24 protein-coding genes and 1 riboswitch are annotated in these 25,655 nt (G+C 48.7%); of the genes, 2 read left to right on the plus strand and 22 right to left on the minus strand.

All coding sequences use genetic code 11. The features are described 5' to 3' along the window. Window positions 1-98: 98 nt before the first annotated feature. The 10 genes from deoC to hemW all read right to left on the minus strand — a co-directional run bounded on the left by deoC (window position 99) and on the right by hemW (window position 10,551). Window positions 99-764, minus strand: coding sequence for a deoxyribose-phosphate aldolase (gene deoC / locus HPY27_RS19885; RefSeq protein WP_174225789.1), 666 nt, complete (start codon window positions 762-764; stop codon window positions 99-101). A gap of 4 nt (window positions 765-768) precedes the next feature. Next, complete coding sequence (locus tag HPY27_RS19890; protein WP_017247721.1) at window positions 769-1,197, minus strand: NUDIX hydrolase; 429 nt, start codon at window positions 1,195-1,197, stop codon at window positions 769-771. Then, window positions 1,194-2,552 carry a tRNA (N(6)-L-threonylcarbamoyladenosine(37)-C(2))-methylthiotransferase MtaB gene (gene mtaB, locus HPY27_RS19895; protein ID WP_017247720.1) on the minus strand — a complete coding sequence of 453 codons (1,359 nt, stop codon included), beginning with the start codon at window positions 2,550-2,552 and terminating at the stop codon, window positions 1,194-1,196. The genes HPY27_RS19890 and mtaB overlap by 4 nt, the downstream gene beginning before the upstream one ends. A 101-nt stretch (window positions 2,553-2,653) precedes the next feature. Next, a complete protein-coding gene (locus tag HPY27_RS19900) occupies window positions 2,654-3,412 on the minus strand; it encodes a 16S rRNA (uracil(1498)-N(3))-methyltransferase (protein ID WP_174225790.1) in 759 nt (252 codons plus the stop codon). 18 nt (window positions 3,413-3,430) lie between these two features. Then, the gene (prmA, locus tag HPY27_RS19905; protein ID WP_017247718.1) at window positions 3,431-4,372 is read right to left on the minus strand and encodes a 50S ribosomal protein L11 methyltransferase; all 942 of its coding nucleotides are present in this window, start codon (window positions 4,370-4,372) and stop codon (window positions 3,431-3,433) included. A gap of 99 nt (window positions 4,373-4,471) precedes the next feature. Then, a complete protein-coding gene (dnaJ, locus tag HPY27_RS19910; RefSeq protein WP_017247717.1) occupies window positions 4,472-5,599 on the minus strand; it encodes a molecular chaperone DnaJ in 1,128 nt (375 codons plus the stop codon). Between the two features lie 150 nt (window positions 5,600-5,749). Next, window positions 5,750-7,576: a molecular chaperone DnaK gene (gene dnaK / locus HPY27_RS19915; RefSeq protein ID WP_017247716.1), complete on the minus strand. Its 1,827-nt coding sequence runs from the start codon at window positions 7,574-7,576 to the stop codon at window positions 5,750-5,752. Between the two features lie 52 nt (window positions 7,577-7,628). Further along, window positions 7,629-8,171, minus strand: coding sequence for a nucleotide exchange factor GrpE (gene grpE, locus HPY27_RS19920; RefSeq protein WP_173622517.1), 543 nt, complete (start codon window positions 8,169-8,171; stop codon window positions 7,629-7,631). Between the two features lie 58 nt (window positions 8,172-8,229). Continuing rightward, window positions 8,230-9,255 (minus strand): heat-inducible transcriptional repressor HrcA, encoded by a 1,026-nt coding sequence (hrcA, locus tag HPY27_RS19925; protein WP_017247715.1) that lies wholly within the window; start codon window positions 9,253-9,255, stop codon window positions 8,230-8,232. A 153-nt stretch (window positions 9,256-9,408) separates the two neighbouring features. Continuing rightward, window positions 9,409-10,551 carry a radical SAM family heme chaperone HemW gene (hemW, locus tag HPY27_RS19930; RefSeq protein WP_017247714.1) on the minus strand — a complete coding sequence of 381 codons (1,143 nt, stop codon included), beginning with the start codon at window positions 10,549-10,551 and terminating at the stop codon, window positions 9,409-9,411. 392 nt (window positions 10,552-10,943) lie between these two features. On the opposite strand from hemW, the gene ycaC reads away from it, so the two are divergent. Further along, the gene (ycaC, locus tag HPY27_RS19935; protein ID WP_174225791.1) at window positions 10,944-11,576 is read left to right on the plus strand and encodes an isochorismate family cysteine hydrolase YcaC; all 633 of its coding nucleotides are present in this window, start codon (window positions 10,944-10,946) and stop codon (window positions 11,574-11,576) included. A gap of 157 nt (window positions 11,577-11,733) precedes the next feature. On the opposite strand, the gene HPY27_RS30395 is transcribed toward ycaC, so the two are convergent. Further along, window positions 11,734-11,856 (minus strand): hypothetical protein, encoded by a 123-nt coding sequence (locus HPY27_RS30395; protein WP_256436654.1) that lies wholly within the window; start codon window positions 11,854-11,856, stop codon window positions 11,734-11,736. A gap of 285 nt (window positions 11,857-12,141) precedes the next feature. Continuing rightward, a complete protein-coding gene (gene lepA / locus HPY27_RS19940) occupies window positions 12,142-13,959 on the minus strand; it encodes a translation elongation factor 4 (protein WP_017247703.1) in 1,818 nt (605 codons plus the stop codon). Between the two features lie 303 nt (window positions 13,960-14,262). Here lepA and HPY27_RS19945 point away from each other — a divergent pair, with 303 nt between their 5' ends. Further along, entirely contained in the window at window positions 14,263-15,141 is an 879-nt protein-coding gene (locus HPY27_RS19945) for a GNAT family N-acetyltransferase (RefSeq protein WP_174225792.1), read from the plus strand. Between the two features lie 54 nt (window positions 15,142-15,195). Here HPY27_RS19945 and HPY27_RS19950 read toward each other — a convergent pair whose 3' ends face one another. From HPY27_RS19950 to HPY27_RS19995, 10 genes are all read right to left on the minus strand, one after another. Then, on the minus strand, window positions 15,196-16,200 hold the full coding sequence (locus tag HPY27_RS19950; RefSeq protein ID WP_017247701.1) for a hypothetical protein: 1,005 nt from the start codon (window positions 16,198-16,200) through the stop codon (window positions 15,196-15,198). Next, on the minus strand, window positions 16,170-16,718 hold the full coding sequence (locus tag HPY27_RS19955) for a sigma-70 family RNA polymerase sigma factor (RefSeq protein WP_174225793.1): 549 nt from the start codon (window positions 16,716-16,718) through the stop codon (window positions 16,170-16,172). Before HPY27_RS19955 ends, HPY27_RS19950 begins: the two co-directional genes overlap by 31 nt. Before the next feature lie 55 nt (window positions 16,719-16,773). Further along, window positions 16,774-17,787, minus strand: coding sequence for a methyltransferase domain-containing protein (locus HPY27_RS19960; RefSeq protein ID WP_017247699.1), 1,014 nt, complete (start codon window positions 17,785-17,787; stop codon window positions 16,774-16,776). A gap of 6 nt (window positions 17,788-17,793) precedes the next feature. Then, a complete protein-coding gene (locus HPY27_RS19965; RefSeq protein WP_174225794.1) occupies window positions 17,794-19,968 on the minus strand; it encodes a CocE/NonD family hydrolase in 2,175 nt (724 codons plus the stop codon). Window positions 19,969-19,992: 24 nt separating this feature from the next. Then, window positions 19,993-21,036, minus strand: a complete 1,044-nt coding sequence (locus HPY27_RS19970; RefSeq protein ID WP_017247697.1) for a dipeptidase — start codon at window positions 21,034-21,036, stop codon at window positions 19,993-19,995. Window positions 21,037-21,058: 22 nt separating this feature from the next. Beyond that, a complete protein-coding gene (locus HPY27_RS19975; RefSeq protein WP_174225795.1) occupies window positions 21,059-21,709 on the minus strand; it encodes a helix-turn-helix transcriptional regulator in 651 nt (216 codons plus the stop codon). Window position 21,710: 1 nt separating this feature from the next. After that, entirely contained in the window at window positions 21,711-22,178 is a 468-nt protein-coding gene (locus HPY27_RS19980; RefSeq protein ID WP_017247695.1) for a RidA family protein, read from the minus strand. Window positions 22,179-22,359: 181 nt separating this feature from the next. Next, on the minus strand, window positions 22,360-23,175 hold the full coding sequence (locus tag HPY27_RS19985; RefSeq protein ID WP_173622510.1) for a heme ABC transporter ATP-binding protein: 816 nt from the start codon (window positions 23,173-23,175) through the stop codon (window positions 22,360-22,362). Next, the gene (locus HPY27_RS19990) at window positions 23,172-24,230 is read right to left on the minus strand and encodes a FecCD family ABC transporter permease (protein WP_371814349.1); all 1,059 of its coding nucleotides are present in this window, start codon (window positions 24,228-24,230) and stop codon (window positions 23,172-23,174) included. The genes HPY27_RS19985 and HPY27_RS19990 overlap by 4 nt, the downstream gene beginning before the upstream one ends. 24 nt (window positions 24,231-24,254) lie before the next feature. After that, window positions 24,255-25,274, minus strand: a complete 1,020-nt coding sequence (locus HPY27_RS19995) for an ABC transporter substrate-binding protein (protein ID WP_173622509.1) — start codon at window positions 25,272-25,274, stop codon at window positions 24,255-24,257. Window positions 25,275-25,444: 170 nt separating this feature from the next. After that, a riboswitch (cobalamin riboswitch) is annotated at window positions 25,445-25,644 on the minus strand. Window positions 25,645-25,655 lie beyond the last annotated feature (11 nt).

A 25,655-nucleotide genomic window follows, 5' to 3' on the forward strand; every position in this document is an offset into this window, starting at 1 on the left:
GCTAATCTCCTCCCCGCTCCCTATCCTCTCTCTATAGGAACATCAGCATGCAGGACGGAAAAAGCCCGGCCTTTCCTCGGCCAGGCTTTTCTTTCGTATTAGTATCCGCTGCCTGTTGTTTTTGCTCCAGTTACAATGGAAACACCGGAGCTTGTACCGACACGACTCGCGCCTGCTTCGATCATCGCAACCGCTGCTTCGCCGTCACGAACGCCACCAGACGCTTTTACACCTACATTTGGTCCTACGGTTTTACGCATCAGGGCGATATCTTCAACCGTTGCTCCACCTGTTGAAAATCCTGTGGAGGTTTTTACGTAATCAGCACCAGCCTCTACGGAGAGCTTGCACGCAACTACTTTTTCTTCTTCGGTCAAGAGGCAAGTCTCCAGAATCACTTTCAAGAGAATATCGCCAGCAGCTTGCTTCACAGCAACGATGTCTTTTTTGACAGTTTCCAGGTCGCCGGATTTCAGGGCACCTACGTTCAGTACCATATCTACCTCAGTCGCTCCGTTTGCAATCGCATCGCGGGTTTCGGCTGCTTTGGACTCGATCGTGCTCGCTCCCAGAGGGAATCCGATAACCGTGCACACTTTTACATCAGAACCTGCCAGGAGTTCAGCAGAGCGTTTCACCCAGTAAGGGTTTACGCATACAGACATGAAATCGTGCTCTCTTGCTTCTTGGCACAGCTTGTCAATCATCTCTTGTGTAGCATCAGGCTTCAATAGCGTGTGGTCGATAAATTTGTTCATGTTCATAGAACTACACCTCTATCCCTAATTGTTCGAATGCAAGGCGAAAAATGCTGTCATTGTTTCGGTATCCTCGTTGCAGTTGCAAATCCCAAGCTTCCTTTGCTGAATGCCAATGAACATCATTGATTTCTTCTAGCTGTACGGTGATTTCTGTGTTGTAAGCTTCTACTAAATAATAATGGACTTCTTTGTCGATGGATTCGCCCGTCACCGGATGCGTATATACGTAGGTGATCATGTCGAGCTTGGACCCCAATCGTCCTGCTACGCCTGTTTCTTCCAAAACTTCGCGCAGAGCCGTTTCTTCGATGGTCTCGCCCATCTCCTGCTTCCCTTTTGCGAGTGTTACTTTGCCATAGCGGTCTTCAATCAATAGGAGCATGTACTCTGTGTCTTGCTTCTGGTATACAACGCCTCCTGCCGATATCTCCCTCATATAGCTCGCTCCTTCAGGTAAGGCAGCGCCTCTGTTTCCACTACGCGGACAAAAGTCCCTTTGCAGTATTCCGAGCCTGGTTCATCCAGTCTGACCTTGCAAATCTTGCCGATCATGCTCTCATCGCCAGGGAAGACGACGTTCAGGTAGTTGTCCGAATAGCCCATCAGAAGACCACTATCAGGTGCTTCTTTAAATGGACGCTCCGGAATGACTTCCAGTACATCCCCTACGAATTTCTTGGAGTATGCCAAGGTCAATTCCTGATTGAGCTCCAGAAGCTTCGCTACACGCTCGTTCTTTTCCTCTTCAGGAATTTGATCCGTCATACGCGCTGCTGGTGTACCTGTACGCATGGAGTACGGGAATACGTGCATCTCGGCAAAACCGATTTTCTTCATAAACTCGTATCCGTTCCAGAATTGCTCTTCGGACTCACCCGGGAAGCCTACGATGACGTCTGTTGTAATCGCTGCTCCTGGCAATGCTTCGCGTACTTTGACCATTCTTTCGTAAAACTCAGCTGTCGTATACTTTCGGCGCATGCGTTTCAACACTTCGTCATCGCCCGCTTGCAGCGGTACATGCAGATGGCGCACGACACGATCGGAGTTGTTGATGACCTCGATCACTTCATCGGTGATTTGGCTCGCCTCGATCGAACTGATACGGATGCGCTTGAGGCCTTCTACTTGATGAAGGTCAAGCAACAGCTTGGCCAAATTGTAGTCTTCCAAATCCTCGCCGTATCCACCCGTATGAATCCCAGTCAAAACGATTTCCAGATAGCCCGCTTCCACCAGCTTTTGGGCCTGTTCGACGACGCTTTCCGGTTTGCGGGAACGCATCAGACCGCGCGCCCAAGGAATAATACAAAACGTACAAAAGTTGTTGCAGCCCTCTTGAATCTTGAGGGAAGCACGTGTGCGATCCGTAAAGTTAGGGACATCTAGCTCTTCGAATTCGCGTGCTTTCATGATGTTGCCAACTGCATTAATCGGCTGACGCTCTGTACGAATTTGATCCACGTACTCGATCAGCTTCTCGCGCCCTTGTGTACCTACTACGATATCCACACCGGGAATTTGCGCAATCTCACTTGGAGAGGTTTGCGCATAGCAGCCAGTTACGGCTACGATCGCCTCAGGATTACGACGAATCGCACGACGAATCACTTGGCGACTCTTCTTATCTCCCGTGTTCGTCACGGTACAAGTATTAATGACGTAAACATCTGCATCATCTTGTTCAAAGTCGACTCTCTCGTAGCCATCTGCCTTGAACAATTGCCAGATGGCCTCTGTTTCATAGCTGTTTACTTTGCAGCCCAATGTATGAAAAGCAACGGTAGACATTGCCATTCCTCCTTTTCCGTGAAAAACGTCTCGACGTTTTTCATAAAAGTGGATGTGACCGCTTGCGGTCAACCAAACGGTCATAACCGTTTGATTCCTGCTCATCCTTTGCGAAGTGATGAAGCCTTTCGTTCAAACTGATAGGAAGCGCAGGCCAAAACGTACTGGCTTGCCGTTTCCGTGCGCAAAATGCGCGGGCCGAGGGAAACCGTCAGGAACCCTTTGCTCTCTGCTTGGGCCACTTCCTCAGGAGAGAAGCCTCCCTCTGGTCCAACGAGGACGAGAAGTGAATCGTCCACAGTCATCTCTTCTAGCACTTGATGAATCGTCGTACTGCCTTCTTTTTCATAGGCAATGGCGCAATGCGTATAAGACTGGCCAGCTTGAAGTATCTCACGAAATGAAACAGGAGATAAAAGCTCTGGCAAAACAGTACGATGAGACTGTTCAGCAGCCTCTTTGACAATCTTGCGCCAACGCTCCAGTTTTTTTGCTTCTTTTTTGGCATCCAGCTTTACGATGGTTCGCTCAGAAGAAAACGGGAAAAAAGAGTACGCCCCAAGTTCCGTCCCCTTTTGCAAAATCCACTCCAGCTTCTCGCCTTTTGGAAGCCCCTGACCAATTGTGATCCGGATCGGCAGTTCTCGTTCTTCTTGAAGCATTTCCATTACATCTGCCCGCACTTCCTTGGCAGAAAGGTAGACAAGTTTGGCCCGTGCAGACCTGCCCGCTCCATCAGAAACGATGATTTCTTCGCCTTCCCGAGCACGCATTACATTTACGATATGGTGTACATCGTCTCCGACAATCGTTAGCTCATTCTCACTAAAGGAATGTGGCTCGACAAAATATCGTTGCATCTCGCCAACCCCACTATTCTATCGTTTTTTTGCTACAATTGCTACCCAGTCATCGATGAAAATGGTTTCCACGACCTCAAGACCTGAAGTCGCCAACGCCGCTTTTACATCCGCTTCACGTGCAGCAATAATACCAGAAGAGATAAAGGTGCCACCTGGCTTCAACACGCGGAATACATCGTCGGTGAAACGCACGATGACTTCTGCCAAAATGTTAGCCACGACCACTTCCACCTGCTCCTCGATGCCGTCGAGCAAGTTGTTTTGTCTCACGTTGATATGCTCATGCACACCATTCAGTTCGGTATTGGCCTGTGCAGAGCGTACGGCTACTTCATCCAAGTCCATCGCCAGCACATCTTTTGCTCCGAGCTTGATCGCAGCAATACTCAAAATAGCTGTGCCTGTCCCAACATCATACACCTGATCGCCTTTTGCCATGTACTTCTCGAGTGCACGCAGACAAAGGATGGTCGTCGGATGTGTACCTGTTCCAAATGCCATGCCTGGGTCCATCTCGATAATAATCTCATCGGAATTCTTCGGTTCGTACTCTTCCCATACTGGCTTGATAGTCATGCGATCAGACACATGAACCGGTTTGTAATATTTTTTCCAGGCGTGGGCCCATTCATCTTCGTGGACATCGTTTACAGCAATCGATGCCTTGCCGATATCCAGACCGTACTCGATCAACTGCGCCAATTGCTCTTTCAGCTCTTCTACTACATCAAGCAGCTCGCTGCTGTCAACCGGCAGGTATGCTTTAACGAATACGCCCTCGGCTGGAAAATCATCAGGAGAAAGCTGGTAGATTTCGCCAAAGGGGGTATCCCACTCACGATAAAGCACCTCCGGGTCTTCAATTACGACACCATTGGCACCCAATTCATACAAGAGGCTCGACACCGCCTCCGTAGCCTCCGCTGTAGTATGGATACTGATTTCTGACCATTTCACGAATCTACCACTCCCCACATAAGCTCCCAATCGGGCTTTTCATTTAATCGACTTCGCTACATGAAACTTTAGACAGAAAGCGGACAAAACCGCGACGGATTACTCGCCGCGGAATGCCCGTTTCATTTTTTCGAAAAAGCTTTCGTCTTCTCCCCCATGCTGCCCTGGCTTTTCTCCAGACAGTTCGGCGAGCTCACGCAACAATTCCTTTTGTTTATCGCTTAGCTTGGTCGGTGTAATGACGCGCACTTTCACATGCTGATCACCACGGCCGTTTCCACGCAAATGCGGAACACCTTTACCACGCAAGCGGAAGAATGTTTCTGTTTGGGTACCTGCCGGGATCTTCAACTTCACGCGACCATCGACAGTCGGCACTTCGATCTCATCTCCAAGTGCTGCCTGTGCGTAAGTAAGCGGAACCTCACAGTAAATATCATTTCCTTCACGCTCAAAAAACTCATGACTTTTCACACGCAATACGACGTACAAATCTCCAGGAGGTCCACCGTTTGCGCCCGGTTCTCCCTCGCCGGTTACGCGCAATTGTGCTCCATCGTCCACACCTGCTGGGATGTTGAGATGAATTTTGCGGCGTACCTTGACACGTCCATTGCCACGGCAAGTTGAACATTTTTCTTTGACGACTTTCCCTTTGCCTTCGCAAGTCGAGCAAACACGGCGATTGACGATTCTGCCGAATGGCGTGTTCGCCACCACTTCTTGTTGTCCAGTTCCGCTACAAGTCTTACATGTATCTACACCGGAACCAGGCTTCGCGCCAGAACCAAGGCATGTATCGCATTCTGCTTCTTTTGGAATTTCCACGTCGGTTTCTTTTCCAAAAATCGCGTCGATAAAGTCAATGCTGAGGCCAAATTGCAGATCAGATCCTTTGCGTGGTGCATTTGGATTCGAACGTCTGCCGCCACCACCGAAGAACATATCAAAAATATCTCCGAAGCCGCCCATGCCTGATCCATCAAAACCTCCGCCACCGAAGCCCTGATTCGGGTCTTGGTGACCAAAACGGTCATACTGCGCACGCTTTTGTGGCTCGGACAGGATGTCGTACGCATCCTTTACTTCTTTGAACTTTTCTTCCGCGTCAGCCTCTTTATTTACATCCGGATGGTACTGGCGAGCCAGCTTGCGATACGCTTTTTTAATTTCATCAGCGTCCGCGTCCTTGGCAACGCCCAGAACCTCGTATAAATCACGTTTCATCTCCTACATCACTCCCATGACAGTCAACTGTTATCATAGCATGTGACAGACTTGAAAAAAAGTCAAAGTCAGCATTCCGTGACTTTGACTTTCATGGGTCACATCGTGGGAAGTGAGGGAAGAAATCTCTCCCCTCACAGTTCCAGCGTGTTACTTTTTATCGTCTACCACTTCGTAGTCAGCATCAACAACATTGTCTTTCTTCGGCTCTTGACCTTCAGCGCCGCCTTGTGCTGCTTGCGCTTGAGCAGCCTGCTCGTAGAGCTTCACAGAAATTTGTTGGATGATCTCGGACAGTTCATCTTTCGCTGTCTTGATCTCTTCGATGTTGCCGCCTTCCAGAGCAGCTTTCACTTTATCTTTTGCAGCGTTAGCGCGGTCGATTTCAGCTTGATCGATCTTGCCTTCTACTTCTTTCAGTGTTTTCTCAGTCGTGAATACAAGCTGATCAGCTTCGTTGCGAACTTCCACTTGCTCTTTGCGTTGTTTGTCCGCTTCTGCATTCAACTCGGCATCTTTTACCATGCGATCGATATCATCGTCGGACAGGCCGGAGTTGGAAGTAATCGTGATACGTTGCTCTTTTCCTGTACCCAGGTCTTTTGCACGTACATTTACGATACCGTTCGCGTCAATATCGAAGGAAACTTCGATTTGCGGGATGCCGCGTGGCGCTGGCGGGATATCAGACAGGTTGAAGCGACCGAGAGATTTATTGTCGTTCGCCATTTGACGCTCCCCTTGGAGAACGTGGATTTCTACAGATGTTTGGTTGTCAGCAGCTGTAGAGAACACTTGGGATTTGCTTGTTGGGATCGTCGTGTTACGATCGATCAACTTGGTGAATACGCCACCCAATGTTTCGATACCGAGGGACAGTGGAGTTACGTCGAGAAGAACGACGTCTTTCACGTCACCAGTCAGTACGCCCGCTTGAACAGCCGCTCCCAGTGCTACTACTTCGTCTGGGTTTACACCTTTATGTGGTTCTTTTCCTGTAAATTTCTTGATTGCTTCTTGTACCGCTGGGATACGAGTAGAACCACCAACCAGGATAACGCGATCCAGTTCGCTTGGAGTCAGACCAGCATCTTTTAGCGCTTGACGAGTTGGGCCCATCGTACGCTCTACCAAATCAGCGGAGATCTCTTCGAATTTTGCGCGAGTCAGGTTCATCTCCAAGTGTTTTGGACCTGTTGCATCTGCTGTAATGAACGGCAGAGAAATAGTCGTAGTCAGAACACCGGACAGATCTTTCTTCGCTTTTTCAGCAGCGTCTTTCAAACGTTGTTGTGCCATACGATCCTTGGACAAGTCGATGCCATGTTCTTTTTTGAATTCGCTCACCAGGTAGTTCATCACTACATCGTCGAAGTCGTCTCCACCCAGCTTGTTATCACCGGAGGTCGCTTTTACTTCGAAGAAGCCGTCGGACAATTCGAGAATGGATACGTCAAAGGTACCGCCACCCAAGTCGAATACGAGAACGGTTTGATCTTCTGTTTTCTCCATACCGTATGCAAGTGCAGCTGCGGTTGGTTCGTTCACGATACGCAGTACTTCCAAGCCAGCAATTTTACCAGCATCTTTTGTTGCTTGGCGTTGGCTGTCATTGAAGTATGCAGGAACCGTAATCACTGCCTGCGTCACAGGTTGACCAAGGTAGCTTTCCGCGTCTGCTTTCAGCTTTTGCAGAATCATAGCAGAAATCTGCTCAGGGGAGTATGCATTACCTTCAAGCGTTTCTTTATGAGCAGTACCCATGTGGCGCTTGATGGAGATTACGGTATTGTCTGGATTCGTGATAGCTTGGCGTTTTGCCGCTTCCCCAACGATGCGCTCGCCGTTTTTGAATGCTACTACGGATGGTGTAGTGCGGTTACCTTCCGCATTGGCAATAACGACAGGCTCTCCGCCTTCCATTACTGCTACACAAGAGTTGGTTGTTCCCAAGTCAATTCCGATTACGCGACTCATACAAAATGTCCTCCTAACACTATGCTTCTAGTGAATTTACGTTTTTTTGAGATTACTCGTTCACTTGAACCATCGCCGGACGAACGACGCGGTCTTTGAACATATATCCTTTTTGCAGCTCGGCTACCACAACACCTGATTCAAACTCAGGGTCTTGTGTTTGCATAACCGCCTGGTGGATGTGAGGGTCAAATGGTTTTCCTTGAGCCTCGATTGCGGCCAAGCCTTCTTTATCGAAAACTTGGACCATCTGACGATATACCATATTTACGCCCTCCAAGAGGGAGTCTACCGTCATGGAATCCTTGTCAGCGGCAAGTGCTCGCTCGAAGTTATCGAGAACTGGCAGAAGCTCTTCCACGATTTTAAGAGAAGCGTATTTAGCCAGATCTTCCTGCTCTTTGCGAACACGGCGGCGAAGGTTATCCATATCGGCCATGGCGCGCAGCATGCGGTTTTGGTGATCCTCAGCCTGAGCCTTCCAGTGAGCAGCCTCTTGCTCCAAGTTCATCTCTGTTACTTCCGCTTGGTCTACATCCTTTGCTACTTGTTCTTCTTCGAGAATCGGGTCTTGCGCTACTTTTTCCTCGCTCAACTTCACTACCTCCTGACGGCCTTTCCCAGTCAAAAGACTGCTTAGCCATTCACTCCATTTATTTCTCAAACTGCGAAGTCAGCATGCGCGATAGGCCTTCCGCTAAATGGTTGAGCACCGTAATGACCTTGCCGTATTCCATTCGCGTCGGACCAAGTATCCCCACCATTCCTACCGGCTTGCCTCCAAGCGAATAAGAAGTGGTAATAATACTGCATTGCTTAATCGCGTCTAGCTGGTTTTCCTGTCCGATGCGTACCGTTAAACCATCACCCTGCATGCCGATCACATTCAGCAATTGATCGTGCTGCTCCAATAGCTCCAGAATATCCTTGACTTTATCCACGTCTCGGAATTCCGGCTGGTTCAAGATCTTGGTCGCACCGCGTAAGTATACTCGTTCTTCTTCTTGTGTCAGCGAGTTGTTGAGGAGCTGAAGAATTTCTTCATACTGTTCCGTATGACGTTGCATTTCACCGGAAATCTCTTGATAAAGACGTTGCCGAAGCTGCCATAACGGCACGTCGGTCAGCTTTGCATTCAACAGATTGACGAGTCTCTCGATTTCCCCGGCACCAATGCCTTCTGGAAGATCGATCAGCTTGTTCTCCACTCGTCCGGTATGGGTCACCACAATCGCGACAGCCTGTGCAGCATTGAGAGGAACGATTTGAATATGTTTTAACCGATGCTCAAAAATCTCTGGACCCAAGACAATCGCCGTGTAGTTTGTCAGCTGAGAGAGAATTTGGGCAGTGTACTCTACCACTTGTTCTGAGTGGAGAATACGTTCGGCAAACAACTGTTTTAGTTTACCCAACTCAGTTTCCTCCAAAAGATGAGGCTGAATCAAGTTATCGACGTAGAAGCGGTATCCTTTTGTAGAAGGAACGCGTCCCGCCGATGTGTGGGGCTGTTCTAGGTATCCCAGCTCTTCCAAGTCAGACATCTCGTTGCGTATCGTTGCCGAAGAGAATCCGATGTCCTCCCGTTTGGAAATGGTTCGGGAGCCAACAGGTTCGGCAGAATGAATGTAATTATCGACAATCGCGTTTAAAATCATTTGTTGACGGTCTGATAACATGGATGTCGCTCGCCTCCTGTTGGATTGTTAGCACTCATGCTTATCGAGTGCTAAATCTATATACTAAGGTATCAATAGTAGAAGGATTTGTCAACGAACTTGAGCGAGTTCTCCAGACAAAAAATCTCATTTTTCGCGAGTTTTGCTTTATCCTTAACGGAGAAAGCGCGCAAATACCTCATTTCCGAGCGGAAGCCCCTGTTTCGTCAGCTTCAAAAACCCGTCCTGTTCTTCCAGCATTCCTTTGGCTACCTCCTCTTCTATTATTGTCCCAAAAACATCATGAACAGTTGCACCAAAACGGGATGCAAACGCCGAAAGGTCAACTCCTTCTCTCAACCTCAGCCCCAAAATCATCTGTTCCTCCATGGCATCCTCGCGCGGCACCTCGAATTGTTCAACACGCGGCAGCCCTTCCTTGCACTTCTGCATGTAAATCGCAAGCGGGCCAGCATTCACGTGTCGATGGCCGCACACATAGCCGTGGGCACCTGCACCCACCCCATAATATTCACGATTGAGCCAATAGGTTTTATTATGTTTGCTCTCGAAGCCCGGTTTTGCAAAATTGCTGATTTCATACTGCGTGTACCCGTGACGCTCCATCTCTTCTATTAATACCATGTACATCTCAAGCTCTGTCTCTTCCGATGGCAACGGCAGCTGATCCTTCTGGTAGAGCGTATGGAACAACGTGTTCTCCTCCACCTTGAGACTGTACGCGGAGAAATGGGTGGTACCTAGCCCAAACGCCTTGTCCAACGTCTGGCGGAAAATGTCTAGTGTCTGATCCGGCAATCCAAACATCAGGTCGATGCTAAAGTTGTCGAAGCCTACTTTTTTCGCATTATCGATACTGCGGTATACGGCTTCCTGGTCATGGATTCGTCCCAATCGTTTTAAGAGCGCGTCGTCAAAGGACTGCACACCAAAACTCAGACGATTGACACCCAGCTCTCGCATGATCCGCAGCTTTTCCATGTCTGTCGTTCCCGGATTCGCTTCCATCGAAAACTCGATATCATCCGCCCAGTACTTGCCCAATTGCTTTTGTACGATTTCCAAAAACGCGCGCATTTGGGCATGATCGAGAAACGTAGGCGTCCCTCCGCCGACAAAAATCGTTTTCACCTGCTCGATCGGTTGCTGGCTAAAGGTAAGCTCCATCTCGCTTTTCAATGCGTCTAAATAATCCCAAATGAGCTGCGGATTGTTCGTCACAAATGAGTTGAAGTCACAGTAGTAGCATTTATTTGTACAAAAGGGAATGTGAATGTAAACCGATTGTGGCATCATGTCCCTTTCCCTCCTTTTATAATTGAGTTGTTCAAAAGACAACTTTTTGACAACCTCTTTAATGGAAAAGACCTGACACAAGGTCAGGCCTACTTCTTATCATCCATGCGTAAAACAGCCATATACGCCTTTGATTGACCTCGTTATTTTATTGTAACACAGTAAATGAGAGAATCGACTGCAAACATTGATACAACAAGCATTTGTAACAGCTTGATTATCATAGTGTATTTTTCAATATCGAGTCAAACATGACTTTTATACTCCTAAAAGTAGTCGTTATTCAGTGGAGAGATTTACGTAAAAAGCCGGTTGTTCAAATTCGTGAATGAAACGTTTCATTTCGAATAGACATGTTAGAGTTGTTACTTGTTTTTGAGGAGGATTATGAAATGACTGATCTCTATTCCCGTATTTCTCAAAATGATGCTGCTGTTCTTCTGATTGATCATCAAACCGGCCTTATTTCTGGACTTGTACGTGATTACGGGGTTGATGAATTCAAGAACAATGTCATGGCTCTAGCTAAGACCGCGAAATTTTTCAATTTGCCTGTCATTCTTACCACAAGCTTCGAGAGTGGTCCAAACGGTCCATTAATCAGGGAACTTGTCGAACTCTTTCCAGAAGCTCCCAAGATTGCTCGTCCAGGACAGATCAATGCGTGGGATAATGAGGATTTTGTAAAAGCAATCCAGGCAACCGGCAAGAAGCAACTTATCATTGCCGGTGTGGTTACCGATGTCTGCGTAAGTTTCCCTGCACTTTCCGCTCTTCATGCGGGGTATGAAGCATTCGTTGTCACCGACGCTTCTGGCACTTTCAGCAAACAGGTAGCGGAGGCCTCGTTAATGCGAATGGCACACGCTGGCGTGCAACTCATGAACTGGTTTAGTGTAGCGTGCGAGTTACAACGGGATTGGCGCAACGACGTCGAAGGTTTTGGTGCTTTACTAGCCGATAACCTTCCCGGCTATCAACATGTAATCGAAAGTTATCGAGCGCAGAACGAACTTGTCAAATAGAACCCACTTGGGGTACCTCCATATTGTTGGCGGTGCCCCTTACTATTACTTGCTTCCCTAATCATTTGAATAATGTCTCCTCCATTACTCGATACTACAAACAAGTAAAGGAGGTAGTTCTGATTGTCACCAACCAATAACGATTCCCAAGCAAAATCTAATTGTCCACCAGATTGTAACTTACCAAATCCCGAATTTCCGCCATCGAGTGAAGTCCCACATCCACCAACTCCTTGGCCACCACACAGCCTCGATCCCCATCCCCCAACTTCTGTACCACTCCCCCCAATCAATCCACACCCACCAGCGATACCACCTGTAACTAATCATCCCCAACCACCACATCCTTGGTGACCACTCGATCCTCCCCAGGGTCGAGTTTTCCTGTCACCAGAACGGAATCTGCCAAAAAGAAAGACGACAGAAGCAGATTTGAAAATTCTGCGTATGTCGTCGCATTCTACATCCCATTTCATGCCGTTAGCCTTCGGGTAAATTATGTATGAAGGTAAATAAATCCCCCACCATTTCGCCAATTTGGTGGCAGTACGGTGGGGGGAGAGTGCTACTTCTTATCATCCATGCGCAATACAGCCATAAACGCCTCTTGTGGTACCTCTACGGAACCGACAGACTTCATGCGCTTCTTTCCTTCTTTTTGCTTTTCGAGCAGTTTGCGCTTACGTGAGATATCCCCACCGTAACATTTGGCAAGAACGTTTTTACGCAACGCACTGATCGTTTCACGAGCTACAACCTTGTGCCCGATCGTCGCTTGAATCGGCACCTCGAATTGCTGGCGAGGAATCAATTCCTTCAGCTTTTCGCAGATGACCTTACCGCGAGCATAGGCTGTATCTTTGTGTACGATAAACGACAGAGCATCCACCACTTCGCTGTTGAGGAGAATATCCATTTTCACCAGCTTGGAAGCTTTGTAGCCACCCAGTTCGTAGTCAAAGGACGCATATCCTTTTGTTCCCGACTTCAGCATGTCAAAGAAATCGTAGACGATCTCGGACAATGGCATGTCGTACTTCAGCTGCACGCGATTCTCACCTAAGTACTGCATGTCAAGAAACTCACCGCGCTTACCTTGGCACAGCTGCATAACATCGCCGACGTATTCTTTTGGCACCATGACCGTCGCAGTAACGTAAGGCTCCTCGACCATTTCGATCTTTTGCGCTTCCGGCATTTTAGACGGGTTGTCGATTTCGAATACTTCGCCGTTCGTTTTGGTAATGCGATAAATAACGCTCGGCGCGGTAGTAATCAAGTTAATGTTGAATTCCCGTTCGATCCGCTCCTGGATGATCTCCATGTGCAGAAGTCCCAAGAAACCACAACGGAAACCAAAGCCAAGTGCTTGGGAAGTCTCCGGTTCAAACTGCAGAGACGCATCGTTGAGCTGGAGCTTTTCCAACGCATCACGCAGATCGTTGTACTCGTTTGTTTCGATTGGGTACAGACCGCAGAATACCATCGGGTTAATCTTGCGGTAGCCAGGTAGCGGTTCAGGTGCAGGGCGATTCGCATCGGTAATGGTATCCCCCACACTGGTGTCTCCCACCGTTTTAATGGAAGCTGCTACGTAACCTACGTCTCCAACCGTTAACTCTTCAACTTGTGTTTGGCGTGGTGTAGAGGTACCGATTTCTGTTACCTCAAACGACTTGCCTGTTGCCATCATCTTGATTTTCATACCCTTTTTCAAGGTCCCGTTGATGACACGGATAGAGGCAATAACGCCACGATACGCATCAAAATAGGAGTCAAAAATCAAAGCTTGCAGAGGTGCATCTGGATCTCCCTCTGGAGCCGGTACTTTTTGCACAACCGCTTCCAGCACTTCTTTAATCCCGATACCTGCTTTGGCAGATGTCAGAACCGCATCACTGGCATCTAGACCAATTACGTCTTCAACCTCTTGCTTCACGCGCTCAGGCTCTGCGCTCGGCAGGTCGATTTTGTTGATAACCGGAATGATCTCCAGGTCGCTGTCCAACGCCAAATAGACGTTTGCCAATGTCTGGGCTTCGATCCCTTGTGCCGCATCCACGACGAGAATAGCCCCTTCACAAGCAGCCAAACTGCGGGATACTTCATACGTAAAGTCGACGTGTCCAGGGGTGTCAATCAGGTGGAGAATGTATTCCTCACCGTCATCTGCTTTATAGTTCAAACGCACGGCATTGAGCTTAATCGTAATCCCGCGCTCTTTTTCCAGCTCCATCGTGTCAAGAAACTGGGCTTCCATCTCACGTGCAGTCAAAGCACCGGTCAGCTCCAAAATACGGTCTGCCAGCGTCGACTTTCCATGGTCAATGTGGGCGATGATGGAAAAATTTCGTATCCTTTTTTGTCTTTCACGACGATCCATGTGTTGTTCGTTCCCTCCCACGCGAATCCATTCAAACGTTCAGATTGCGCCTCACAAAAAATACACTAACAGTAATTATAACAAACCGATGATATAAAGAGCAACCAAAGAGAATCGGGCATTTGCCTCCTTTTTCTCGTATCCAAACTTTTCCTGTGCTAAAGTGGTAAATAGCATGGAGTGATCCGCTGCATGAGCATGGAGCTGCGAAGCGCCTGGCCGCTACACGTACAAAAGTTGCGGAAGCATTTAACGATTCCTTAGGCGATACCGCCGCCGTGAACACAACGAAAGAAACGGAGAATGATCAAAGTGAACAGCGTTGACTCTTGCTTGCATTGCTTGACGATAGCAGATATTCCCGGTCTCATTGCCTTATCTGATTCCGTAGGCTGGGATTACGACGAACCTGAAATTCACACAATTCTGTCTATCGGCACCGTATTCGGTCACAAAGACGCGAGTGGCACCCTACTTTCATGTGCGGCTATCATCCCGTACGATGACAAGCTTGCGAGCATCGGTATGGTGATCGTCCATCCCTCGTCACAAGGCAAAGGATTTGGCCGCCAGCTCATGCAGGCGTGCATGACGTCTGTTTCTACCGATACAACGATCATGCTCATTGCAACTCCAGAAGGAGAGCCATTGTACAAAAATCTCAGGTTCCAGACAGTAGATCGTATTCGAAAGTTCATAGCTGAACGCTTTGTGCCTGAAGCACCTCTGCAAAACGAAGCCAGTGACGAATTCGAAATGGTACCTATGGAGTTGGACGATTTCTCGAGTGTGGTTGAATTGGACAAAGCAGCACTGGGTAGCAGACGCACTCATTTTCTCGAGACACGCATGAGACAAGCCACTACCTGTCTGGTAGTCAAAAATCGCTCCAGCAAAATCATCGGGTATGGCTTCGCCGTCCAAGGCCCAGTCAACCTTATCGCGGGGCCGATCGTCGCAGAAAATGCCATCATGGCTGAACACATCCTGTACAAGCTGACACAAAATCATACCGGACGTGTGCGGATAGACGTACCAGATGAGCAAACAGCATTTCACACTTATTTGGAGCAAAACGGCTTCATACAGGTTTCTCATCCCCCAGTGATGGTTGCGAATACTGATAGTCTGCCACGCCGGGCTGGGACGTATTGGGCGATAGGTGCTCAAATATACGGATAAACATGAACAGCGAAAAACGGACCTTCTTTTAGGCAAAGGTCCGTTTTGTCATTCTTACTTTGTTTTTGATCGATTGTGAACTTGCTCTAGCACTTTAGGTGGAAACAGTTTTTGCAGACTGCCCTGGTAGTTGCTGCCGTCTTCGGGCATTTGGAAGTCAGTCACCCGATAATCATTTCCATTGTATACGATTTGAAAGGCCATCGGTGCACTGAGCGCAGAAGAATTGCTACCCGTTATTTTCACCCAAGCGTATACCGTTCGCTTCGCAGCATCTGGCGCTTCCACACCGAGGAGCTCGACGTTAATCTCGCGATGTTTTCCCAGCCACACCAGCTCATCACTTTCCGTCTCCAAATACTGCTGAATGATAGGTCCAACCAATTGACGGTTCGCAGGTGCTATCCCTTTTTTCACCTCGACAAAAACTTGTCCGAGATGTTTGCCTCCCGATCTTATTTCCAACTTCCATTTTCCCGGTTCAGGTAACACGATCCCTGATGGAAAATGACCATCTGCATCGTATAACGGGTCCATAACCTCGTAGCTACCCAATGACAGACGGGTCCCATCGGTGTTGTAAGCAGCGATCTCTACTTTTTGTGCATAGTCCCCATTCAACAGCCATATCACGCGCTGCGTCTGCCCTTCGTAGAAACCGTCCTGATCTGTCATGATGCGGACAGGATTTTCTCCCAAATAAGAAAAGGACTGATTGTCGTAAGTGGAAGACAAAGAAGGCGACAACTTCCACAAATCCGCTTCGACGATTTGGCCCCCTGGCAACAAGGAGGGTACTTGTGCCTCTTGTTGTGAAGGTCTCTCCTCATGCTGTGCAGATTGTCTCTCCTCCTGAATGGGGTGCCCGAACCACAATAGCAAGCCCATCGTCAGAACAACGCCGGACAAGGCTAGCTTCCTCCAGCCAGTCATCCACCCAGTTCTGTGCCTCACCCTCTGCCGCACTCGCTCTTCCATCGATGCAGTGAACTGTACATCACAAAAAATGGTCTGATCTGCCCGTTCCTTTAAGTCCGTGAGCCATCGGTTTTCGTCCATTCCCAGTCCCTCCCCTCTCCCATACTCTGCCGTAGCTGCTGTCTGGCCCTATGCAACCGAGTTCTGACTGTTCCTTCCGTTACTCCTAGCACCTCAGCCACCTCTCCGATGGATAAATCCGCATAGTAATGAAGGGCAATCACTTGGCGATAGAGCGGAGGAAGCTGCAACACTTCCGCTACGAGCTGGTCCCTCTCGGCTTGATCGAGCACAAGACTTTCTGTAGAAAGCTCCCCATCCTGTCTAATCCACGAGCAGGGAAGGATATGGCGAAACGACCAAGAACGCAAATAACCTTTGCATTCATTAACCGCGATTCGATACAACCACGTGTGCACACTGCTCTCCTGCCGAAAGCAGGGAAGATGCCGATACACCTTAACGAATACATCTTGGGTAATATCCTCTGCCAAACTACGATCTTTGACCAGAAAAGTGACGAGTCGAAGCACGCGGGTCCCATATTCCCTCATGATTTGTTCAAACGCAGCAGCAGTCGTTGGCTGCAATTTTTTCAAGGGCGTGACCTCCTTCACTCGCATTCACTGGTTAGATGCAGCAGCAGACGTTTTGTTACAAAGTGGAGGAAGATATTTTTTTCGCCAAAATCGTCCAGCGAGTAGCTCCACCCGGTGTCCCTACAGATTCAGCGAATGGATACCCTCCATGCTGCCAACGATCCATATCATAACCCTCGTCCGCTTGACTCGGATCGAAGTCTTGCTTGTGGAATACATTCTCTTTGCTATAAGTGACGTGAAAGCCTGATCCTTCCAATAACAGTTCAAGCTCTGTAGGCAAAAGCAGTGCCATCTCGCGCTCTACACGATACCTCGGCTGCTCGATCTGATCAAGAAAAGTCTCATAAGTAAGCGTGTAGCGGAACTTTTGATCCAAGAGTGAGGTTTCCCCCTCCACCTTTTGATACACCATTCGGTCCGGGAAAACGAATTTGCGTTGCATCGTTGTCCATTGATTTTTTACTGGCGGCAAGAGTAAGTCAATTGCCACTGTTCCGTCCTCCGTTATGTAATCGAGGATGACCGAAAGCAATTGACGTTGTTTGTCTCTACAGGTGGCCTGCTGAAAAATCCCTTCTGGAAGAAGCACATGCGTAAATTTCCGTTCAAGCTCCAGCCCCCACATATTTTGTTCGACCAGCTCCAGCAGATCTTCTTTCCCTTTTAACATGCGCCGTTTCTTTTTTGCAGCCATCTCTAGCATATCCGGGCTCCAATCGATCCCGCAGACTGACAAGCCATTCCGTGCCAGTTCAATGGCAATTCTCCCTGTTCCAACCCCCAGCTCCAGTACGGAGACTGGTGATTGCTCCGCTTCCCGCACCAACCAGTTTCGATAAAAAGCGATGCTAGCCTTCCCCGCAAACTGATCGTAATACGTAGCTTCTACGTTCGTGTACTTCGTTTCAGGAAGCGGCAAGTGCCGACCTTCCTCGTCCATCCCACAGTCGGTACACACAGAACCTGCTAAATGAGGAAAAGGCACCCCGGGCGGGACGCCATTTTTCGTATCACCTAACCACTCGTCGTAACGGAACTTGCATATTCTACAACTGTAAACTGTCATATTGCTTTAGATACCTCCTGAAGATTGCTTACTTCCCCCAGAACGCAAGAGAGGGAGCTTGATATGGCTCGGATACCGGCTGTCATGGTAGACACGTTGCACGGCGATGAGAGTCTCCGTTTCCGTTGCCAGATCATTGCCTGTATTCGGGTTGGGGAACGAGAAGTTCTCAGCGCCAGAAGTAACCGAGACGCGAATGCGGTGACCTTTTCGGAAAACATTGGCGATCTTGGTCATGCGAATTTCATAGCACTCGATTTGTCCGGGAACAAGTAGCTCAGGCTCTTGGAATGAGTGACGGTAGCGTGCGCAAATAATCCCGTCTGATAGACGAATCGAATTGCCTTCCTCATCTACATCACACAGCCGGACCAGCCAATCTGTATCACGCGCTGAGCTGGATGCATAGATAACAGCCGAGATTTCTCCCGCGATAACGACTTCCTCTTCCAATGGCTCTGATGTGTAGACAAGGACATCTGCCCGCTCTTCCACATCCCGATAGTTTTCCGGAACGCTGTTTTCATTCTCGGACAAATCCAGCAGATACGGTGCTGCGTCTAGCGGATTATAGCTGTATGTATCCACCGCCTGTTCACCTGGGATAGACAGAGTCAGTGTTCCATCTCCGCCACTCGTATTGGCGTTTCCCCCACTGCTTAGATACAGATTCGAAAGCGTCGTCTCCGCTGGCGGCCAAGTCTGCGAGGTCTTCCATTCGTTTTCTCCCACCATGTAGTACTCAACACGTGGCTCTTGATCAACGCCATTTTCTACTCCTTTTAAATAGCGGTCAAACCAGCGGAGCTGTGTCACATCCAGATCGTAGCGGATTGCGTTGTTTCCAAAGGGCACATGATGGATTTCTCGCGTCGTATTCGCCTTGTGATACCACGGCCCCAAGATGAGTCTGGCGTGCTCTGGCACATTTCGCGAGATAACCTCCCACGATTCGCTCGTCCCCATCCCGTTGTCGTCATACCAGCCTGATACAAGGGTAGCAGGCACCTTTACCTGATCCGCATGCCGTTTCCAGTCTGACATCGCCCAGAATTCGTCTCCGTCCTGATGTTCCATCCATTTTGTCCAAAACGGAATTTCTTTTCCCAGCACTTTTTGCGGGATTTCCTTGATCGGGCGCACCTTGATGACCTCACTCCAGTCATCTCGGGATAGAGCCGCGACATTTCGCCGCTTCTCTGCCATCATGAAAATCCATGACAGACCACCAAGAATCGTTCCCCCTTTTCGTGGGATGTCCACGTAAGGCGTCCCTACTGTCACGTAGCTAAAAATCGCCTTCAGATGCGGATTGCCGCTAGCGGCCGCAGCCCACTGCACATAGCCCACATACGAGCCGCCGAGCATCCCGATGTTGCCATCCGACCACTCCTGACTCGCGATCCAGTTGAGGCTGTCGTCTCCATCATTGCGCTCGTGAACGAGTGGAATCCACTCTCCCTCGGAATCTTCACGCCCGCGCGTATCCTGAACAACCAGCGCATATCCGCGAGCTACAAAGGGTAAACGGCGAAAAATGCCATCCATTCGTCCATAGGGAGTGCGCATGAAAATCGTTGGAACTCGCTGTCCTTCCGTCAAACCTGCGGGCAGCCAAACCTCGGTCGCCAGACGAATGCCATCTCTCATCTCTACATCATGCCTACCCAAATGATGTACACCGTAGTTAACTTCGGACAACTGAGGGTCCTGCCACATCGTGAGCGGCGTCAAATCCTCCCACCCTGTTTTAGCCAATACAGCGCTATCGCCACGACCTGTCAGCACAAAAGCGATGACTTCGTTCTCACAAATGATCAAGTCAATTGGCTGCGCTGCTTCGCGCACCGCCCATATCCACGCTTGCTTTTGCCCTGCAGGACCTGTACCTTCGATGGACAGGTGACGTTGGTAGTGCCCTCCACTTTCCGGAAACACGACTTGATCGCTCTCCCAGTCGATTTGCTCCCATTCGAGCAGCTTTTGTGCCAGGGTGAGGAGAGGCAACTCGTAGGCTGCTTCCCCTTCAGCCAGTTGTGCAAACAGACCTTTAGCCGCACCACCTGTATCCCAACCTGTGCCCCGATACCAAACTTCCCCATCCTCAAAGCGTATATCAGCTACCTTGATGCCAGATTGATAATAGCCAAAAGAAGCTCGTTTATGCCCAGTCTGTGCCATCCGCCATTCCTCCTGTTATCTGATCTACTTCCACACTTCCTGATACACTCTGAGGAAATTACCACCCAAGATTCCTTCGATTTCTGCATCCGTGTACCCTCGCTTCATTAGCTCACGCGTAATTTCCGGAAGTGACGCATGGCCTTTTACTACATCAAATGGCATCTCTTTGGTTTTGGCAATCTTGTCCAAGGGCAAATATTTCGTCAAATCATCGCACAGGTCAAGGCCTATACCGATGTACCTTGCTCCAACAAGCTTTTTCATATAGTCAACATGATCAATCAGTCTCTCAATAGTTGCGTCAGCGCTGTTAGCCGCTGCAAACATGCTAAACGCATTCAGCCCGACAAGTCCGTCCTTTTCCGCAATCGCTTTGATTTGCTCATCTGTCAGATTGCGCATTGTCGGCACGACTGTTCGGCTGTTGGAATGAGATGCAATCACGGGCTTTTCAGCAATTTCCATCACGTCCCAGAACCCTTCGTCATTCAAATGGCTCACATCGATGACGATGCCCAGCTTTTCCGCTTCCTCGATGAGACGCACACCGAAATCGGTGATGCCCCCTTTTTTTCCTTCGCGAACCGGTGCAAAAAAGCTGCCGTCCCCAACGAAGTTGCGCCGACTCCAGACCAGCCCCATCATCCGTACTCCGAGCTCATAAAAGACACGCAAGAGACTCAGGTCGTTATGCAGTGGCTCTGCCCCTTCCAACGACAGAATGAACGATACTTTTTGCTCCGCTCTTGCCCGCTGCAAATCATCCAGATTTTTCGCGATGACGATGTGCTCGGGAGACTCTGCCGCTTCTGCATGCATAGCGCTGATCTGGTTGAGTGCCTTGCGCAGACTCATCTCCGGTACAAACGCATCCTCTACGAACACTGCTGCTACGATGGAATGCACGCCACCCTGCTGGAACCGTGGCAAATACTCTGTCTCGATCATTTTGGTTCGACCGTATCCACGCTGAATCTCCACATCCATCAGCAGATCAAAATGCCCATCTAGAACGTGAACACCGTCATGAAATTTGCGCGCCTGTTCTCTCGTTACTTCCGTCATACGGGTCATCTCCCATCTTGTTCTATGGATTTTTCTTATCGAGATAGTTGTAAACCGTGAATTTGGATATATCCAACAAATCCGCGACGTATTGCACGGCTCCTTTGATCAAAAAGAGACCCATTTCATCCAACTGGTGGATAAATTGAATCTTCTCTTCTTTTTGCATCAGGGCGATTGGTTTGCCTGTTCGTTTCAGGCAATCGTCTATCATTTGCTCCATTAAAGTCCCGACAGTCGGGGCGAAGTTCTCTTCCGCTTTTTCTGACTCACGCTTGTCTTGGATCACCATCATCGATTCGATGAATGATTGCGCCATTACGAGATGAGTGATATCAAGATTGATGCACAGACTGCCAATGACTTCTCCTTGCTCATCCTTGATGTAAATGGAGCTCGATTTGATCTGTTTGCCTTTGATGGTGTCGTTGCGGTAGTTGAGGTCAAAAGCTTCTTCACTGACCTTCGCCGTACGTAAAGCTTGCAGTGCCAAATTCGTTACCGGCGAACCAATTTGCCTGCCACTGACATGGCCGTTGGAAATGGCAATGATCGATGAGGAAATATCGCCTGTCAGATCATGTAATACCACTTCACAATGCTCGCCAAATGTCCGTGCCAGTCCCTCTACTACCGGAATGTAGCTTGCTAATATCGGATGTACGTTTTTCATATTACCCCTCGTTCACTTCCACAATCATCTCAATTTCGATCGGATTGTTAAACGGAAGAACAGATGTCCCAGCTGCCGCTCTCGCATGCTTACCCGCTTCACCAAAAATTTCGATGAGGAAATCAGAAGCTCCATTAACCACCCGCGGCTGCTCGTAGAAATCAGGGGCGCTGCTGACGAGTGCGAACAGCTTGACAATCCGTGTGATTCGATCCAAATCACCAATCTCGCTTTTCAAAATGGCTAGCAGATTCAGAACCGTGACCTTTGCAGCCTCGTAGCCCTGCTCGATCGTCACATCCGATCCGAGCCTGCCTAGATATATCGGGTTTCCATTTACATAGCACCCAGCACCGGATGTATAAATGACATTGCCAGTCTGTACACATGACACATAGTTCGCCATGGTTGGAGGAACTGGCGGCAACTCATACCCTAACTCTTTTAAACGCTGCTCTACTTTGGACATAAGACCATCACCTCGTCATCAATTTCATCCCTTTCTTTAACCATACTATTCTGTAAATTCTTCTTCAACAATTTTTTGTATGATAAAAAATTTATTTGAAATCCATATACTGTAGCCTTAACAAAAAAGGACGCCGACTAGGCATCCCCTTATGAAAATCACAGAAAACTCAACTCCGCCCCTATCCGTTGGCTCCACTCATTACCTTCTGGATAGATGGTTTCACACGGATCGCTTCCGAGTAGAAATACACATGTCTTTTGCCTGTAATGGGATGGGTCGTCACTTCTGTCTCTACGCCGAAAACATTCCGAATCAGCTGGGGTGTCAAGACTTCCTCCGGCGTCCCTGAGGTAACGATTTCCCCCTCACAGATCACGTACAGACGATCACAGTACATCGCTGCGATATTGAGATCATGCAACGAAGACAAGACCGTAATTCCCAGCGTTTTGACCAGATCCATGACCTGCAATTGGTATCGAACATCCAAATGATTCGTCGGTTCATCAAGGACAAGAAACTCAGCTTGCTGCACCAACGCTCTGGCAATCAGCACCCGCTGCTTCTCCCCACCCGATAAACTGAAAAAGCTGCGATCGGCATATGTATGCATCCCTACCCGCTGTAGCGCATCTTCACAAATTCGAGCGTCTTCTGCGTTATCGGACTGAAACAGCCGTTTATGCGGAGCACGTCCCATATTCACGATTTCGGTTACCGAAAAATCGAATTCAACAGAGGACTCCTGCCGTACTGCCGCCATTCGCTGAGCGTTTTGACGTGAGGTTAACTTATACACGTCGTCGCCATCAAGCGAGATCCATCCCGAACGCGGCTTCAATACGCGATAAATGCTTTTTAGCAATGTGGACTTCCCACTGCCATTCGGCCCGATCAGCCCCACAAACTCTCCAGAGCGCACCTCCAGACTGACGTTGCGAAGGATTTCCTTTTTCTCCAGTTCGACCGATATATTCTCCACCAACAAATTCATCGTTCGCTACCTCCAAAGGAATAAGAACTCCGCAACATCAACCAGATAAAGAATGGACCTCCACACAGCGCTGTCAAAATACCAATTGGCAGCTCTTCCGGTGCAAATGCGAGCCTGGCGACTACATCAACCCAGATTAGAAATATCGCGCCAAATAAAGCGCTGACAGGAAGAACACGTCTGTGATCTGATCCGACCATCACACGGACGATGTGGGGCATCATTAATCCGACAAAACCGATTGATCCCGCGATGGACACGATTACCCCCGTGAGAAGTGCCGTGATCACCAGGAGAAGCTTGCGGAATTGTACCGTATTAACCCCCAATGTCCCCGCTGACTCCTCGCCCATCAGCATCGCATTCAACGAGCGGTATTGGGCCATTAAGACGATGAGACAGATGACGACAATCAATGTAGGAATAGTCAGGTACTCCCATTTCCCGCCAGCCAGACTTCCACTTAACCAAAACAGGACCGTCCCAATTCCATGCTCATTCGGCGCTGAAAAGACAAGGAGACTGGTAATGGCAGACAAGATCGCAGATATCGCAATTCCAGCCATGAGCAGGCGTACTGTGGAGTTTTGTCCTCCGATACGGGATAGCGTAAAAATGAGAATGATTGACACAAGGGAGCCTGTAAAAGCGCCAAAGGATAGCGCATACTGCCCGTACATGCTGAATGCTCCGAATATAATGACCGAGGTAGCTCCAACCGAAGCACCTGAAGATACACCTAACACATACGGGTCAGCCAGGGAGTTGCGAACCAACGACTGGATCGCTACTCCCACGACAGACAGACCTGCGCCGACGATCGCCCCCAAGAGTACACGCGGAAAGCGAATATCCCAAATAATCGTTTGCTCCCCTTTGGACCAATCCACCTCAATCCATTGGGTCAATATCGGAATTTTTGATAAGGCGATTTTCCATACCGTTGTCGGCTTAATCTCCACTGATCCCAAGGTAACTGCGAACGTAATCGAGAGGAAGAGTCCGACCAGTAGAGTAATGATGATATAAGGTAACTTGATCTGTTGCAGTGTTATTCCCTCCCTTAAAAGGGGTGTACTCTATTTGAATTTATCCGGGTAGAGTCCTTCCGCCAAAATTTTTAGCGCAATCGGTGCTCGAACGCCTTCAGAAGCCGCGGACAATGGCAATACCATTAGTCGTTGATTTTTAATCGCCGGGATATCCGCCAGTTCTTTTTTGGTCAAAAGGAAATTGCGTTTTTGCTCAACGGTTCTATCACCGTAGTCTACGATAATAATCACGTCAGGATTGCGACTCACTACTTGTTCCCAACTGACCTCTGCCCAACCCTTTTGAATGTCATCAAAAATGTTCTTACCACCAGCAGTCTTGATTAAGGACGTCATGTAGTTGTTGGCTGCTGTGAATGGTTTATCTTCTCCGTTGTCGTACACGAATACTTTAAGCGGCTCGTCCACTTTGCCAATTTTACTAATCGTTTGATCCAATTCACTCTTCATTTTATTAATCAAATCATTGGCTTTGTCTTCCACACGGAAAATGCGTCCAATATTCGTAATGTCTGCAAACACATCGTCGATTGTCGGGCCAGGCATGCTAGAAGACGCTTGCAGATACGATTTGATGCCGACCTTTTCCAAATCCTGCATCGATCCTACACCCTTTTCGCCGAAGCCGCTTTTCCATCCGGCGTACACGAAGTCTGGGTTCGCTGCCAGCAGCACTTCTTTCGTAGGATACTTGTCAGACAGTACCGGAATCTTGTCGTAATCTGCTTTTAACTCTGGAAGGATTTTATCGTCTAGGTATGCAGTTCCGACCATTTTATCAGCCAGGCCCAATGCCAGCATGATTTCGGTAACGTGTTGGTTCAAAGTCACTGCACGCTCAGGTGCTGTTGGATAGGTCATTTCGATGCCATTATTGGTTAGTGTTACAGGCTTGCTCTCTGCTGCTGGTGCAGCCGTTTGTTCGGTTTTGGCTGGAGCCTGTGTTGTCGTAGTGGAGCCGCATGCCGAAACCAAAAGCATGGCAGCTGTCATGATACCGAAAGCTAGTCCTTTCATTACTGTATGTGGTTTGTTTGTCTTCAACATCTGTAATCCCCTTCTCTGTATGTATATGATGAGTTGAACGAAATCCTCCACAAAAAAAGCACCCCCCATTTCAATCGGGAGGTGCATGACAAACGTAGATATAGCTATAAGCAGGCACAAAGGCGCCGTTTCATAGGCTGTTTCCACATCTGCCCCATCCTCGTGGGTCGATTGTATATGATCGCATGGCAGGTCTCCTGGCTTACGAATCAACACACCCAGCTACCTTCCCATTTTTTGTCTCGCAAAAAACAGTGGCTATTCGCTAGTTGCTCCTCGTTACAGTGGCGGGACCGCGCCGGTTTCTCACCGGACTTCCCTTTTAAGCTGACGGCATATGCCATCTAGCACCATTCGATACGTATTCAATTTTTACGATTT

The sequence above is a fragment of the Brevibacillus sp. HB1.1 genome, assembly GCF_013332445.1.
Lineage (GTDB): Bacteria > Bacillota > Bacilli > Brevibacillales > Brevibacillaceae > Brevibacillus > Brevibacillus porteri.

What these genes read in the sequence shown, in the direction of transcription:
- hemW (WP_017247714.1), bottom strand. Translation starts at nt 10,551, where the DNA reads ATGATGCCACAATCGGTTTACATTCACATTCCCTTTTGTACAAATAAA.
- HPY27_RS19985 (WP_173622510.1), bottom strand. Translation starts at nt 23,175, where the DNA reads ATGAATTTGTTGGTGGAGAATATATCGGTCGAACTGGAGAAAAAGGAA.
- lepA (WP_017247703.1), bottom strand. Translation starts at nt 13,959, where the DNA reads ATGGATCGTCGTGAAAGACAAAAAAGGATACGAAATTTTTCCATCATC.
- HPY27_RS19965 (WP_174225794.1), bottom strand. Translation starts at nt 19,968, where the DNA reads ATGGCACAGACTGGGCATAAACGAGCTTCTTTTGGCTATTATCAATCT.
- HPY27_RS19890 (WP_017247721.1), bottom strand. Translation starts at nt 1,197, where the DNA reads ATGAGGGAGATATCGGCAGGAGGCGTTGTATACCAGAAGCAAGACACA.
- HPY27_RS19900 (WP_174225790.1), bottom strand. Translation starts at nt 3,412, where the DNA reads ATGCAACGATATTTTGTCGAGCCACATTCCTTTAGTGAGAATGAGCTA.
- HPY27_RS19945 (WP_174225792.1), top strand. Translation starts at nt 14,263, where the DNA reads ATGATCAAAGTGAACAGCGTTGACTCTTGCTTGCATTGCTTGACGATA.
- dnaJ (WP_017247717.1), bottom strand. Translation starts at nt 5,599, where the DNA reads ATGAAACGTGATTTATACGAGGTTCTGGGCGTTGCCAAGGACGCGGAC.
- deoC (WP_174225789.1), bottom strand. Translation starts at nt 764, where the DNA reads ATGAACATGAACAAATTTATCGACCACACGCTATTGAAGCCTGATGCT.
- hrcA (WP_017247715.1), bottom strand. Translation starts at nt 9,255, where the DNA reads ATGTTATCAGACCGTCAACAAATGATTTTAAACGCGATTGTCGATAAT.
- HPY27_RS19975 (WP_174225795.1), bottom strand. Translation starts at nt 21,709, where the DNA reads ATGAAAAACGTACATCCGATATTAGCAAGCTACATTCCGGTAGTAGAG.
- ycaC (WP_174225791.1), top strand. Translation starts at nt 10,944, where the DNA reads ATGACTGATCTCTATTCCCGTATTTCTCAAAATGATGCTGCTGTTCTT.
- HPY27_RS19995 (WP_173622509.1), bottom strand. Translation starts at nt 25,274, where the DNA reads ATGTTGAAGACAAACAAACCACATACAGTAATGAAAGGACTAGCTTTC.
- HPY27_RS19980 (WP_017247695.1), bottom strand. Translation starts at nt 22,178, where the DNA reads ATGTCCAAAGTAGAGCAGCGTTTAAAAGAGTTAGGGTATGAGTTGCCG.
- dnaK (WP_017247716.1), bottom strand. Translation starts at nt 7,576, where the DNA reads ATGAGTCGCGTAATCGGAATTGACTTGGGAACAACCAACTCTTGTGTA.
- HPY27_RS19970 (WP_017247697.1), bottom strand. Translation starts at nt 21,036, where the DNA reads ATGACGGAAGTAACGAGAGAACAGGCGCGCAAATTTCATGACGGTGTT.
- HPY27_RS19950 (WP_017247701.1), bottom strand. Translation starts at nt 16,200, where the DNA reads ATGGACGAAAACCGATGGCTCACGGACTTAAAGGAACGGGCAGATCAG.
- HPY27_RS19960 (WP_017247699.1), bottom strand. Translation starts at nt 17,787, where the DNA reads ATGACAGTTTACAGTTGTAGAATATGCAAGTTCCGTTACGACGAGTGG.
- mtaB (WP_017247720.1), bottom strand. Translation starts at nt 2,552, where the DNA reads ATGTCTACCGTTGCTTTTCATACATTGGGCTGCAAAGTAAACAGCTAT.